The 15,091-nt window shown below is 68.3% G+C and carries 7 protein-coding genes; 3 read left to right on the top strand and 4 right to left on the bottom strand.

Features of this window, described 5'->3' with window-relative positions; translation table 11 throughout:
• Positions 1-162: 162 nt before the first annotated feature.
• Both treS and glgB read left to right on the top strand, forming a co-directional pair.
• Positions 163-3,420, top strand: coding sequence for a maltose alpha-D-glucosyltransferase (gene treS, locus ASG59_RS00940; RefSeq protein WP_056406447.1), 3,258 nt, complete (start codon positions 163-165; stop codon positions 3,418-3,420).
• Complete coding sequence (gene glgB, locus ASG59_RS00935) at positions 3,421-5,703, top strand: 1,4-alpha-glucan branching protein GlgB (protein WP_056406446.1); 2,283 nt, start codon at positions 3,421-3,423, stop codon at positions 5,701-5,703.
• An 88-nt stretch (positions 5,704-5,791) separates the two neighbouring features.
• Here glgB and glgA read toward each other — a convergent pair whose 3' ends face one another.
• The gene (glgA, locus tag ASG59_RS00930; protein ID WP_082528564.1) at positions 5,792-7,318 is read right to left on the bottom strand and encodes a glycogen synthase GlgA; all 1,527 of its coding nucleotides are present in this window, start codon (positions 7,316-7,318) and stop codon (positions 5,792-5,794) included.
• Positions 7,319-7,835: 517 nt separating this feature from the next.
• Here glgA and ASG59_RS00925 point away from each other — a divergent pair.
• Positions 7,836-10,298: a glycogen/starch/alpha-glucan phosphorylase gene (locus ASG59_RS00925; RefSeq protein WP_156399074.1), complete on the top strand. Its 2,463-nt coding sequence runs from the start codon at positions 7,836-7,838 to the stop codon at positions 10,296-10,298.
• Between the two features lie 101 nt (positions 10,299-10,399).
• On the opposite strand, the gene ASG59_RS00920 is transcribed toward ASG59_RS00925, so the two are convergent.
• The 3 genes from ASG59_RS00920 to ASG59_RS00910 form a co-directional block, all read right to left on the bottom strand.
• The gene (locus tag ASG59_RS00920; RefSeq protein ID WP_056406442.1) at positions 10,400-11,338 is read right to left on the bottom strand and encodes a ferredoxin--NAD(+) reductase; all 939 of its coding nucleotides are present in this window, start codon (positions 11,336-11,338) and stop codon (positions 10,400-10,402) included.
• A 145-nt stretch (positions 11,339-11,483) separates the two neighbouring features.
• On the bottom strand, positions 11,484-11,843 hold the full coding sequence (locus ASG59_RS00915) for a hypothetical protein (protein ID WP_056284887.1): 360 nt from the start codon (positions 11,841-11,843) through the stop codon (positions 11,484-11,486).
• A gap of 124 nt (positions 11,844-11,967) precedes the next feature.
• On the bottom strand, positions 11,968-14,799 hold the full coding sequence (locus ASG59_RS00910) for a sensor domain-containing phosphodiesterase (protein WP_082494587.1): 2,832 nt from the start codon (positions 14,797-14,799) through the stop codon (positions 11,968-11,970).
• Between the last annotated feature and the right edge of the window lie 292 nt (positions 14,800-15,091).

Genomic DNA, 15,091 nt, shown 5'->3' with positions numbered 1-15,091 from the left:
ACGCGAACCCGAATTCCAGGAGCCGCCGATGGCGCGGGCAGGGGACGTCACCCCGCCTCTGGATTTCGGGGTCCGTTGCCGGCCATTCGGGGCGGGGCAAGGACGCGATGACCGGTACGATGATCCGGAACCCTTGAATCAGATCCGCAAGGCAGTGACACGATGATCGATCGTAGCGATCCGCAATGGTACCGCGACGCCATCATCTACCAGATCCACGTCAAGTCGTTCTTCGACGCGAACAACGACGGGATCGGTGATTTCGAGGGGCTGACGCAGAAGCTGGACTACGTCCGCGACCTCGGCGTCACGGCGATCTGGCTGATGCCTTTCTATCCCTCGCCGCTGCGCGACGACGGCTACGACATCGGCGACTACCGCGAGGTGAACCCTTCCTACGGCACGATGGAGGAGTTTCGTCGCTTCGTGGACGCGGCGCACGAGCGCGGCCTGCGCGTCATCACCGAACTCGTGATCAACCACACCAGCGACCAGCACCCCTGGTTCCAGCGCGCCCGCGAGGCGCCGGCCGGCAGCCCCGAGCGCGATTTCTACGTCTGGTCGGACACCGACACCCCGTATTCCGACACGCGCATCATCTTCCTCGACACCGAGACGTCGAACTGGACCTGGGATCCGGTCGCCAAGCAATACTTCTGGCACCGGTTCTACAGCCACCAGCCGGACCTGAACTTCGACAACCCGGCCGTGCTCGCGGCCGTGATCGAGGTGATGCGCTATTGGCTGGACATGGGCGTCGACGGCCTGCGGCTCGACGCGATCCCCTACCTGATCGAGCGCGACGGCACGAACTGCGAGAACCTTCCCGAGACCCACACGGTCATCAAGGCGATCCGTGCGGCGCTCGACGTGAGCTATCCCGACCGGATGCTGCTCGCGGAGGCCAACCAGTGGCCCGAGGAAACCGCGCAGTACTTCGGCGACGGCGACGAATGCCACATGGCGTTCCACTTCCCGCTGATGCCGCGCATGTACATGGCGATCGCCCGGGAAGACCGGCACCCGATCACCGACATCATGCGCCAGACCCCGGAGATCCCGGAGGGCTGCCAATGGGCGATCTTCTTGCGCAACCACGACGAGTTGACGCTCGAAATGGTCACGGCGGAAGAGCGTGACTATCTCTGGTCGTTCTATGCCGCCGAACGCCGCGCCCGGATCAACCTCGGCATCCGTCGCCGCCTCGCGCCGCTGCTGGAGAACGACCGCCGCAAGATCGAGCTGATGAAGTCCCTCGTCCTGTCGATGCCCGGCACGCCGGTCCTCTACTACGGCGACGAGATCGGCATGGGCGACAACATCTACCTCGGCGACCGCGATGGCGTGCGCACCCCCATGCAATGGTCGCCCGACCGCAACGGCGGTTTTTCGCGCGCCAATCCGGCGAAGTTGTTCCTGCCGTCGGTGCAGGACCCGATCTACGGCTTCGACGCCATCAACGTCGAGGCGCAGACCCAGTCGCAGACCAGCCTGCTGAACTGGACCCGGCGCATGATCGCCATCCGCAACAATTCCGTCGCGCTCGGCCGCGGCGCGATCCAGTTCCTGTATCCGTCGAACCGCAAGGTCCTCGCCTGGATCCGCGAGTTCGAGGGCGAGCGGGTCCTGTGCGTCGCCAACCTGTCGCGCGCCCCCCAGGCGGTCCAGCTCGACCTGTCTGAGCTGCGCAGCGCCGTGCCGATCGAACTCACCGGCGGCTCCGAATTCCCGCCGATCGGCGACCTGCCCTACCTGCTGACGCTGCCCTCCTACGGCTTCTACTGGTTCGGGCTGAGCGCGGCCAACGCCGGTTCGATCGGGCCGCAGCCCGAGACGCCCGAACTGTTCACCCTCGTCCTGACCGGCGGCATCGAGACGTTGATGGCCGGGCGCGAGCGCATCGCCTTCGAGCGCACGGTGGCGCCCCGCTTCATCGCCACCCGCCGCTGGTTCGGCGCCAAGGGCTCGCGCATCAAGTCCGTCCAGGTCATCGACAGCGCCATGCTGACCGATGCCGGCGGCGAGGCGAAGTTCCTGCTGCCGCGGGTCGCGGTCCACCTGGCCACCGGCGAGCGCCAGGACTACTTCGTGCCGGTCGCCGTCGACGAGGGCCGCGAGGACGAGACCCTGATGCCGTTCGCGGTGGCGCGGGTGCGCCGCGGTCCCCGCACCGGCCTCCTGTTCGGGGCGGCGGCGGCACCGGCCTTTGCCGTGGCCATCATCGAGGGGATGCGCAACGGCGTCTCGATGCCCAGCGAATCCGGCCGCCTCGAGTTCTCGACCACCTCCGCCTTCGATTCCGAGGTGTCGGTCGACATCGGCGAGGTCCGGCGCCTTTCGGCTGAGCAGAGCAACACCTCCATCGCCATCGGCTCCAAGATGATGCTCAAGCTGCTGCGGCGGCTCCAGACCGGCATCCATCCCGAGATCGAGGTCGGGCGCTTCCTCACGGAAACGGCGCGGTTCGCCAACACGCCCGCCCTGCTCGGCGTGATGGAGCATGTGGCCGCCGACGGCACCCGGACGGCGCTCGCCGTCCTCCAGACCTTCGTACCGAACCAGGGCGACGCCTGGACCCTGATGCTGGAAGGACTGCGGCGCGACTTCGACACGGTGGTGCTGGCGCCCGAGAGCGAGGCGCCGGAGGCCCTCGACACCTTCGCGGATCACCTGCGCTGGGCCATCCTGCTCGGACGGCGCACCGCCGAGATGCATCAGGCCTTCGCCATCGAGACGGACGACGCGGCCTTCGATGCCGAGCCGTTCACCCACGACGACCTGCGTGCGCTCGGCGAGGACACGCGCCTCCAGGGCGAACGTGCCTTCCGCGGCCTGGAATCGCTGGCCGGCCGTCAGGCGAACACGGCGAGCACCGAACTGATCGGCCGGCGTCGCGAGGTCGAGGCGGTGATCGAGGATCTCATCGCCAAGGCGCCCAAGGGGGCCATGAAGACCCGTATCCACGGGGACTACCACCTCGGGCAGGTCCTCGCCTCCGAGGGCGACCTCGTCATCGTGGATTTCGAGGGCGAGCCGTCACGGCCGGCGGACGACCGCCGCCGCAAGGCGACGCCGTTGCGCGACGTCGCGGGCATGCTGCGCTCGTTCGCCTACGGCGCCGAGACCGTAACCCGCGAGATCACCGCCCGCTTTGCCGATTCGCAGGTCCGGGCGCGGCGCGCGGCGGCGGAATGGCGCGGCATGATCGATGCAGCCTTCCTCGACGGATACCGGGAGGCGGTCGCCGACAGCAGGGCCGCCGTGACCGATCCGGAGACGGAAGCGCGCCTCCTCAAGCTCTGCTTGCTGACCAAGGCCCTCTACGAAGTCGATTACGAAGCCAATAACCGTCCGGACTGGATCGAAATCCCCGCGCGAGGGGTTCTGACCATTCTGGACGACATCAAGAGAGGCATTTGAATGACGGATATCGACGAGACGTTCGCGACGCGGACCCCCACATCTTCGGGCATCTCCGGGTCCGCGGACGTCACGCCGGTGGGCGGGACGTCGCCCCGGACCGTCTCGCAGGAGGCCATCGCCGCGATCATGTCGGCGACCCACGGCGACCCCTTCGCCGTCCTGGGCCCGCATGAGGTGTCGCCCGGTGTCTGGGAGGTGCGCGCGGTCCTTCCCGAGGCGAAATCCGCCACGCTGCTCGTGGCCGGAAACCGGGTGGCCTTCGAGCGCCGGCATCCCGAGGGGTTCTACGTCGCGCGCCTCGAGAGCGAGGGGCGTCCGCTCTACGAAATCGCGTACCAGACCTGGGACGGCGTCGAGCACAAGCGCCACGACCCCTACGGCTTCGGCTCGTCGTTGCAACAGGCCGACATCGACGCCCTGCGCGAGGTCGGCAGCGACGTCACCTATCGCGTGCTCGGCGCACAGGCCCGTACCGTCGACGGCATCGAGGGGTTCCGCTTCGCGGTCTGGGCGCCCAATGCGCGCCGGGTCAGCGTCGTCGGCGACTTCAACGATTGGGACGGCCGGCGCCACCCCCTGCGCCTCTGGCAGAACGGCGGCGTCTGGGAGCTGTTCGTTCCGGGCCTGAAGGCCGGCGCCCATTATAAATACGAAATGAGTGGCCCCGACGGCGGGTTGCTGCCGCTCAAGGCCGATCCGGTCGCCTTCGCCGCGCAGCAACCGCCCGAGACCGCCTCTGTCCTCCAGGGCACCAGCGAGCCGGTCTGGAGCGACGAGGCCTGGATGACCACCCGCGGCGCCGTCGATCCGCGGCATGCGCCGATCTCGATCTACGAGGTCCACCTGGGCTCGTGGGCGCGGGTGGCCGAGGAGGGCAACCGCTTCCTCACCTACAAGGAACTCGGCGAGCGCCTGATCCCCTACGTCAAGGAGATGGGCTTCACGCATATCGAGATGCTGCCCATCACGGAGTTCCCGTTCGACGGGTCCTGGGGCTACCAGCCGGTGTCGCTGTTCGCACCCACCAGCCGCTTCGGCAGCCCGGACGACTTCGCAGCCTTCGTCGACACCGCCCACAAGGCCGGCATCGGCGTGATGCTCGATTGGGTGCCCGGCCATTTCCCCCTGGACGCCCACGGCCTGGGCCAGTTCGACGGGACGCATCTCTACGAGCATGCCGACCCGCGCCAGGGCTTCCACCAGGACTGGGGCACCTACATCTACAATTTCGGCCGGGTCGAGGTGGCGACCTTCCTCGCCGCCAATGCGCGCTTCTGGCTCGAGCACTATCATCTCGACGGCCTGCGCGTGGATGCCGTCGCCTCGATGCTCTACCTCGACTATTCGCGCCGGCAGGGCGAGTGGATCCCCAACCAGTACGGCGGCAACGAGAACCTCGACGCGATCCATTTCCTGCGCAAGACCAACGAAGCGACCTACGCCAACGCCCCGGGCACCATCACGATCGCCGAAGAATCGACCTCGTGGCCGGGCGTCTCGCACCCGACCTACACCGGTGGGCTCGGTTTCGGCTTCAAGTGGAACATGGGGTGGATGCACGACACCCTGAACTTCGTCTCGAAGGAGACCATCCACCGCCGCTACCACCACCACGACCTCACCTTCGGTCTCCTCTACGCCTTCAGCGAGAACTTCATCCTGCCGCTGTCCCACGACGAGGTTGTGCACGGCAAAGGTTCGCTGCTGGGCAAGATGCCGGGTGACCGCTGGCAGAAGTTCGCGAATTTGCGCGCTTACTTCGGCTTCATGTGGGGGCACCCGGGCAAGAAGCTGCTGTTCATGGGCGGCGAATTCGGCCAGGAGCGGGAGTGGAACCACAACCAGAGCCTGGACTGGCATCTGCTCGACGATTCCCTTCACGCCGGAGTCAAGGATCTCGTCCGCGACCTCAACCAGCTCTACCTGACCACCCCGGCCCTGCACGCCCGGGACACGGAAGCCGGCGGGTTCCAGTGGCTGGTGGCCGACGACCAGGACAACAGTGTCATCGCCTGGGCCCGGAAGGGCCGCGAGCCAGGCGATGTCGCGGTGGTGGTGTCGAACTTCACGCCGATTCCACGGGACGGCTATCGCATCGGCGTGCCCGAAGCGGGCTTCTACCGCGAGGCGATCAACTCGGACGCGGGCCGCTACGGCGGCTCCAACATCGGCAACATGGGCGGCCTCCAAACGGAAGCCGTCAAAAGCCACGGCCAGCCGTACTCGCTCGTGCTGACGGCGCCGCCGCTGGCGACGACGATCTTCGTGCGAGAGGGGTAAAGACTGACGGCATTAGCCCGTCGTCGGATCGTCGAGGATCCGACGACGGGCTCGTGGCTGTCGCAACGGCGCCAAGTGGCTCGACGCGTCACACCATCCGTGTACGCAGGCTCGAACCGTTGCCTAGCGCGCGCGCGTACAGCGCCGAGTAGTCGACGGCGGCATGGTCCCAGCCGAAGGAACGGGACATGGCGCGCCGCCGCATGGCGTTGAGGCGCTTCTTGGCCCCGAAAGTGTCGAGAGCCCGACGCACCGCTGCGATGAAGGTCTTGGGCGAGGCGTCCCCGAAGGTGAAACCGGTCACCCCATCCTCGACCGTATCGGCAAGCCCGCCGGTGCGGTGCACGATCGGCAGCGAGCCGAACCGCTGGGCGTACATCTGGGCGAGGCCGCATGGCTCGAACCGCGACGGCATCAGCAGGAAGTCGCTGCCCGCGAACATCCTGCGCGCATCCTTCTCGTCGAACCCGACATGGACCCCGACCGCGGAGGGATGCCGCCGCGCGAGCTCGCGCAGCGCGTCCTCGAAGCGGCTCTCGCCCTGACCGATAACCACGAGTTGTCCGCCCTCGGCGACGATCGTCTCGGCCGCCGCCAGGCTGAGATCGATGCCCTTCTGGTGGACCAGCCGCGATACGATGGCGAAGAGTGGTCCGCGCGAGACGGCGAGGCCGAACTGACGGCGGACCATCTCGGCGTTGGCGCGTTTGCCGCGCCAGTCGTCGGCCTCGAACCGCGTCGCGAGATGCGGATCGGTGCGCGGATCCCAGCTCTCGTCGATACCGTTCAGGATGCCGGCGAGCCTGCCTTGCGCGGCGCGGGTGCGCAGCAGCCCGTCGAGGCCGCAGCCGGCCTCCGGCGTCATGATCTCGCGGGCGTAGGTTTGGCTGACCGTGGTGACCTGCGAGGCATAGAACAGGCCGGCCTTGAGGAAGGACAGGTGGCCGTAGAACTCGACCCCGTCCATCTGGAAGGCGGCATCGGGGACGCCGAGGCGCCCGAGGGCTTCCCTGGCAAACAAGCCCTGGTAGGCCAGGTTGTGAATGGTCAGGACGCTCGGAACCCGGCGCCCGGCCCAGGACAGGTAGGCCGGGGCGAGGGCGGTCTGCCAGTCGTTGAGGTGCAGGAGATCGGCGCTCCAGGCCGGATCGGCGCCCCCGGCGATCTCGGCGGCGGCCAGGCTGAGCCGGCCGAACCGGAGGTCGTTGTCGCGAAAGTCGCCTTGGTCGTCGCCGTAGGGCGACCCGTCGCGCTGGTAGAGATCGGCGCTCAAGAGGACATAGACCTGCAGGCCGTCGCCGGTCTCGACGAGGCCGAGGTCGCAGGGGGGAATGCCGGCCCTGCCTTGCAGCCGCGCCACCACGGGAATGTGGTCGAACCGCTCCACCACCTGCCGGTAGCCGGGAATGAGCACACGGACGTCGTAGTGTCGGCGCAACGCGCGGGGCAGGGCCCCGGCCACCTCACCGAGCCCGCCCGTCTTGACGAAATCCGCCATCTCGGGCGTTGCGTAAAGGATGCGCGGCCGTAGCGAACGCCCGGAATCCCTCGTGAAATCGGCCGCCCCGCCAGAATGGACGGCCTGCTTCAGCCCGGTCCGGTCGATGTCGTCCATCGCTGCCATCCCGCTGCTTCGAGGCTGTGCGATCGTGATGGTGCCGGAAAGAATCGGGTTCGACATCGTCTGCCTTCGCGGCTCATCCATCGTATCGCAATGCACAATCCAAGCCATCAAGGCGGTTAATGGATCATTGACGCGTTGCGCCGCAGCGACGATTGCATCGCCGCCGTCGAAGGTTGGGCGCAGCCGGGCCGCAGCGCGGCCATAGTTCCGTCTCGCTCCGAGGTCAGCGTGACGCTCGAGCGATTCGGCCGACAGTGAGGCACGGGGTTTGCGAACGGCGCCAGCGAGCGGTGTCGCACCGCGACCGACGCCGGACCGACGAGGCGTCCACGCGGACCCACCATGCCGGTGCAAGCGTCCGGAACGATGAACAGCCAGGGGAGCGGGCCGGCTTTTTGGGCTTCCTGCACAGTCCGGCAGCGAAGAGAGGGAATGATACGTGCTGAACGATGTCCTGACCGTACCGGACCGTAGCCGCACCGCGGCCGATGCCGAGCCCGTGGCCGGCATGCCCAAAGCTCCGGCCTGGGCAACGCCCGCGCGGGCCGTCTCCGGTGATCCGGTCATCGATCTGCGCGAGGCGATCCTGGCCAAGCTCGCCTACGTCGTCGGCAAGACGCCGGACATCGCCCGCGAGCGCGATTGGTTCGCCGCCACGGCCCTGGCCCTGCGCGACCGCATCGTCGACGCCTGTATGGCGTCGAACAGCGAAGCGATCCCCAACAAGCGGGTCTACTACCTCTCCCTCGAATTCCTGATCGGGCGTCTTCTCTCGGACGCCATGAACAACCTCGGCCTCGTCGAGACCACGCGGGCGGCGCTCGCCGACCTCGGCATCTCCCTCGACACCGTCGAGGGGGCCGAGCCCGACGCGGCCCTGGGCAACGGCGGCCTCGGACGCCTGGCCGCGTGCTTCATGGAGAGCATGGCGAGCCTGTCGATCCCCGCCATCGGCTACGGCATCCGCTACGACCACGGCCTGTTCCGGCAATCCCTCGAGGACGGCTGGCAGAAGGAGGCGCCGGAGACCTGGCTCGCCGAGGGCAACCCCTGGGAGTTCGCCCGGCCTGACGCCACCTACACCATCGGGTTCGGCGGCCACGTCACCATGTCGTCGATCGGCGAGGGCGTGATCCGCCGCCATTGGCAGCCGGCCGAGACCGTGCGGGCCGTGGCGCACGACGTGCCGGTGGTCGGCTGGCGTGGCTGCCACGTGAACACCCTGCGCCTGTGGAAGGCGGAGGCCGAGTCGCCGATCGACCTCGGCCGCTTCAACGGCGGCGATCACGTCGGCGCGGTGTCCGACCGGTCGCGGGTCGAGGCGATCTCGCGGGTGCTCTATCCCAGCGACTCGTCGGATTCCGGCCAGGAACTGCGGCTGCGCCAGGAATACTTCTTCACATCCGCCTCGCTCCAGGACCTGGTGCGCCGCCATGTGGCCGAGCGTGGCGACCTGCGCTCGCTGCCCGACCACGCCGCGATCCAGCTCAACGACACCCACCCGGCGATCGCGGTGCCGGAGCTGATGCGCCTCCTCCTCGAGGACCACGGCTTCACGTGGGAGGACGCCTGGCACGTCACCACCAACACGCTGGGCTACACCAACCACACCCTCCTGCCGGAGGCCCTCGAGACCTGGCCGGTGGGCCTGATGGAGCGGCTGCTGCCGCGCCACATGCAGATCATCTACCTCATCAACTGGATGCATCTCGAGGAGCAGGGCAAGCACGGTCATTCCGACGCCGCCCATCTCGCCTCGGTGTCCCTGATCGAGGAGACCCACGGCAAGCGCGTGCGCATGGGCCATCTCGCCTTCCTGGGCGCCCGCCGGGTCAACGGCGTCTCGGCCCTGCACACCGACCTGATGCGCTCGACGGTGTTCAAGGACCTCCACGCCCTCGACACCGACAAGATCGTCAACAAGACCAACGGCATCACCTTCCGGCGCTGGCTGCACAACGCCAATCCGGAGTTGACCAAACTCGCCGTCGAGATCGTCGGCGAACGTGTGCTCGACGACCCGTCCGCCCTGATGGACCTCGCCGGCCATGCCGAGGATTCCACCTTCCAGTCCCGCTACGCCGCGATGCGGCTGGCCCGGAAGGAGGCGCTCGCCCGCGTCGTCGCCGACCGTACCGGCATCGTGATCGACCCGACCGCACTGTTCGACGTGCAGATCAAGCGCATCCACGAGTACAAGCGCCAGCTCCTCAACGTCATCGAGACCGTGGCGCTGTATCAGGCCATCAAGGCCGAACCGAACCGCGATTGGACGCCGAGGGTCAAGATGTTCGGCGGCAAGGCGGCGCCGAGCTACGTGCAGGCCAAGCTCATCATCAAGCTCGCCTGCGACGTCGCCAAGGTCGTCAACGACGATCCCGACGTCGCCGGCCGGCTTAAGGTGGCGTTCCTGCCGAACTATTCCGTGAGCCTCGCCGAAGCGATCATCCCCGCTGCCGACCTGTCCGAGCAGATCTCCACCGCCGGCATGGAGGCTTCGGGCACCGGCAACATGAAGCTCGCCCTCAACGGCGCTCTGACCATCGGGACCCTCGACGGCGCCAACATCGAGATTCGCGACCACGTCGGGGCGGACAACATCTTCATCTTCGGCCTCGACGCCGCCGGTGTCGCGGAGCGGATGACCGAGGTGAACTATCCGGCCAAGGCCATCGCCGCCTCGCCGCGTCTCGCCGCGGCCCTCGATCTCATCGGGTCGGGCGGCTTCTCGCCGGACGACCGCAGCCGCTTCCGGCCGCTGGTGGACGACCTGCGCCACAACGACCGGTACCTGCTCACCGTCGATTTCGACGACTATTGGCGGGTTCAACGCGAGATCGACGCCGCCTGGGGCGACCCGAAGGCGTGGTGGAAATCGGCGATCCTGAATACCTCGCGGATGGCGTGGTTCTCCTCCGACCGCTCGATGCGCGAATACGCCGAGGAGATCTGGCGCGTGAAGGTCGCCTGAAGCGAGGGATCCCGCCCTAACGAAAGAGAAGGCCCGGCGCTCGAAAAGCGCCGGGCCTTCTTCTTTCTTGGTCGGCAGGCCTCGGACTGCAGGCCTTGGACTTACGGAGCGAGCAGGACGGGATAGCAGCGGGCGCCGGCCGCCGCGGCCAGGACTTCGACCGCACCCACCGTCGAGGCATCGCCGACCACGTGGACCACGTCGGTGGTGCGCAGGGGAGGCAGGTGCGCACTCAACGGGCCCGGGCGCACGTCCGGCGGGCGCTGGCGCGAACGGTCGGCCACCAGGACGATACGGCCGATGCCGGTGGCCCTCAGCCAGTCGAGGGAAGGGCGCATGTAGAGGTCGAGGGGGTCGCGAGCGCCGGCGACCAGCACCACGTCGCGCGCCGGCTCGATGTAGCGTGCCGCCCTGGCGATGGACCAGATCGGCGCGAAGCCGGTTTCTGCGGCGACCAGGACAAGACGGCCGCCGCCGGGGCGGTAGAAGCCGCGTCCGACCGGCCCCTCGATCTTCACGTCCGTGCCCCGGGGCACCGTCTCGCCAAGGGCCGAGGCGAGGCAGGCTTCGCCCGGGTGCAGGGGCAGGTGGAAAACGAGTTCGTTGAGCTCCGCCGCGCCGTCGATCCGCAGGGTCGGACTGAGGGTCAGGGGCTCGTGGCCGTGGATCGTCACCACGACCTGATGGCCGGGCTGGATGTCGAGACGTCGCGTGACGGTCACCACCATCTCGACCACGTGCGGTCCGAGCGGACGGATGTCGGTGATCGTTCCGCTGCGCCGCACCGGCGCGCCGGCCTGCAGGGCAGGGGTGGCGCAGAGGGTCGGCGCCGTCCGCGGCAGGGAGGGGACGAGGCTCTCGGCCCGATGGCCACGGGGTTTCGCCCGGCGCGCCGCCGGCCCGCCGCCCTGGCCGAACGCCGCCGCTCCGTTCAGTCCGGAACCGATCATGCCCTCGGCCAAAGCCGCCTCCACCGGGGTCTCGCCGGTGGAGATGCGTACGGCCTTGCCGTTGACGACGAGCGAGCAGCGGGCGCTCATGGCCGTCTCCCGATGACGTGTAAGGGCGATGAAGCGTCAGCACGCACGGGAGGCCCGACCTCCTGTCGCCGCTCGCTGCGGTCGCAGGACGAGGGGCGAAGCCCGGATATCCGGGCTCGCGCTGCGTGTCCCGTCGTGGAGACGATCAACGCGGCTGGCGCAGAAGCTGATCGACCAGGACGGCCCAGCGATCGCGCACCAGGCGGACTTCCTCGCCGGTATTCCCGCGCGCGCTCATCTGCGAGCGCAGTGTCTCGTTCTCGGTGCGCTCGGCCTTGAGGACCGCTTTCATCAGCGTGACCTCCGTCTGCAGCCGCATGACGTCGGAGGCGTCGACCTCCTCCGTCTCGTCATCGTCGCGATCGACCGCCGCTACGGCCACCATCGGGATGATGGTGGCGCCGACGGAACCGCTCGGCTCACGCAAGCGAAGCTGACGCGCCACGACCCGCCGGACGATGTCGGTCTCGGTCTCCGCCTGCACCTGCCACGCCGCTTGCGCCATCGCACCCGTCCCCCGTCCGGTATCCGGCCGCTCCGTGCAGCCGATCGAACCCGGAGATGACGATGCAAGATCATGGTTAAGGGAGGTTTAAGTACGGCCGCGATCCCGACCCCGATGTCCGCGCTCAGGCGGCTTCCGGTGCCGCCCCGACCAATTGGCGCGCCTGGAGCATCGACATCGGCTCGCCGAAGGCGAAGCCCTGCGCGTAGTCGCAGCCGAGTTCGGCCAGGGCCTGGGCGTCGGCTTCGCTCTCGGCACCCTCCGCGACGATGGCGAGGCCCAGTTCCTGGGCCATCTTCACGATGGATCGCAGGATCACGGTACGGCCCGTCGCGATCTGGCGCACGAAGGACCGGTCGATCTTGATGGTGTCGAAGGGGAACCGCTGGAGGTAGGACAGGGCCGAATAGCCGGTCCCGAAATCGTCGAGGGACAGGCCCGCGCCGAGGTCGTGGATGCGCGTGAGCATCTGGGCGGCGTATTCCGGGTTCTCCATCACCAGGCCCTCGGTGAGTTCGAGCTTGAGCGAACCCGGCAGTACGCCGGACCGGGCCAGCACCGTCTTGACGTCGTGCAGGAGGTCGTGGCGCAGGAGCTGGCGCGAGGAGACGTTGACGGAGGCGAAGATCGGCGGGTCGACATCGAGGGAACGCTGCCAGGCGGCGAGTTCGAGGGCGGTCCGCTCCATCACGAAGTTGCCGAGGTTGACGATGAAGCCGGTCTCTTCCGCGATGGGGAGGAAGGTGGCGGGCGACAGCCGTCCGAGCTTGGGATGGTCCCAGCGCAGCAGGGCCTCGAATCCGGCCACCGTCCGGTCTTCGAGGCGCACGATCGGCTGGAACAGGACCTTCATCTCGTTGCGGTCGAGGGAGCGGCGCAGGTCGCCCTCCAGCAGCAGCCGGTCGCCGCGCTCGTTGCGCATAGTCGCGCGGAACACCTCCGACCGGTCGCCGCCCTGGCGCTTGGCCTGGATCATGGCGATCTCGGCGTTCTTGAACACCTCCTCGCGCTTCTGGTTGCCGCCCGCCTCGTGGAGGGCGATGCCGACGGAGACGGTGAGGAAGATCTCGCGCTCGGCATAGGTGATCGGGGTGGCGATCGCCTTCCGGATCATCTCGGCGAACGCCAGGATCCGATCCGGCTCCCGCTCCGAGAGCAGGATCAGGCCGAATTCGTCGCCGGCGATGCGCGCCAGGGTGTCCTGCGGCCGCAGGCGCCGCCCGAGCCGGCGCGACAACGTCAGCAGGATGGAATCGCCGGCCGAAAGGCCGATGGCGTCGTTGATCGCCTTGAAGCCGTCGATGTCGAGCAGGATGATCGTCGGCTTCAGGCGCAGGTCCTGGCTGGCGAAGGCGAGGGCCGCGTCGAGCCGGTCGTGGAACAGTTCCCGGTTGGGCAGGCCCGTCAGGCTGTCGTGCACGGCGTCGTGCAGCAGGCGTTCCTCGGCGGCCTTCAGCTCCGTGACGTCGGCGATGGTGCCGACGATTCGCACGACCTCGCCGTCGCTGCCGATCACCGGACGGGCCTTGAGTCGGTACCAATAGTAGGGGCCGACGTGCGAACGCAGACGGAAATCGTGCAGGATGCGGCCGCGGCGTTCTTCGATCACACCGTCGAGGGCGGCCGAATAGCGGTCGACGTCGAAGGGATGCAGCAGTCCCAGCCAGTTCGAGGCGGGGCCTTCGAGGGTGCCGCGCTTGAGGCCGAGCTGCGACTCGATCTCCGGACCGGCGAAGACCCGGTCGCCCGGCACGTCCCAGTCGAACACCACGTCGCCGGCCCCGGTCAGGGCCAGCGCCCGGCGCTCGGTGTCCGAGACCAGGGCGTGGGTGAGGCCGCCGCCCGCAAAGGCGTGCTGCATCACCGTGAAGCCGATCAACATGACGATGAGGACGAGGCCGCCGATCAGGGCCGGCTGGACGAGGTCGCTGCCGATCTGCCCCGTGATGGCGAAGCCCGCCGCCACCACCCAGATCAGCAGCAAGACCCAGGTCGGCACCAGCAGGATGGCGCGGTCGTAGCCGTTGTGGGCGGCCAGGTACACGATCAGGAGGAGGCCGACGCCGGCCACCGCGGCGATGGAGATGCGGGCGACGCCCGCCGCCACCGGCGGGTCGAACACGGCGAGACCCACGAGGCCCGCCAGGAAGGCGAGCCAGAAGAAGGCGACGTGGCTGTAGCGCACGTGCCACCGGCTGAGATTGAGATAGGCGAACAGGAACACGAGGAGGGTGGCGGCCAGCACCGCCTCGGCCGAGGCCCGGTAGACCCGTTCCGCGACCTCCGTGAGGGGAAACACCCTCTGCAGGAAGCCGAAGTCGATGCAGGCATAGGCGAGCACCGACCATGCCAGCGCCGCGGCGGCGGGGAAGATGATCGCCCCCTTCACCACGAAGATGATCGTGAGGAACAGCGCCAGTAGGCCCGCGATGCCGATGATGATGCCCTTGTAGAGCGTCAGACCGGTGGATTTCTTGCGGTAGGCTTCCTGGTCCCACAGGTAGACCTGCGGGATGTTCGGCCCCCTCAGCTCGGCGACGAAGGTCACGGTGGAGCCCGGGTCGACCGTGATCATGAACTGATCGGCCTCGGGGTTGTCCTCCCGGTCGGGCCTGATGCCCTGGCTCGCCGTGATCGCGGCGATGCGCGACCCGCCCAGGTCCGGCCAGATCACGCCCGACCCCACGAGTCGGAAGTGCGGCGCGACGAGGAGGCGGTCGATCTGTTCGTCGGTGTCGTTGGTGAGCGCGAACACCATCCAGTCCGGCCGCGCGCCGGTGTCGCGTGCCTTGACGACGATGCGCCGGACGATGCCGTCCTTGCCGGGGGCCGTCGAGATCTGGATCAGGTCGCCGTCAGAACGGTAGCGCTCGATCATCGGCGTCAGGTCGATGGCCGGCGCGTCGAGGGTCAGGCGCACGGCTTCCACGGCCGCGGCCGGGCGCGGCATGGCCATGGCGGTGAGGAAAGCCGTCAGGACAGCGGCCAGGACGAGGGTGGTTATACGCAACGGGCGAGTGTTCCGGCCGGAGGGCGCATCCCGGCATCTACGGCTCAGGTTGATCCAAGTCGTACCGATGGGGCAGGGCGCGGGCAAGGTGCGCGGCGACGGTGCGGGCCGAGACCCACCGCAACGTGACAAGGCCCGGCCACACGTTCGATTGCGCCGCTTTGCGGCCAAAACAAGCCGCCGGGCGCGAAAGCCACGGCATCGGCGGTGGGCGCCTCGCTTCGGCGTAACGTTCCGC

This window comes from Methylobacterium sp. Leaf466 (assembly GCF_001425565.1).
Taxonomy (GTDB): Bacteria; Pseudomonadota; Alphaproteobacteria; order Rhizobiales; family Beijerinckiaceae; genus Methylobacterium.
This window is presented reverse-complemented; position numbering and strand designations above follow the sequence as displayed.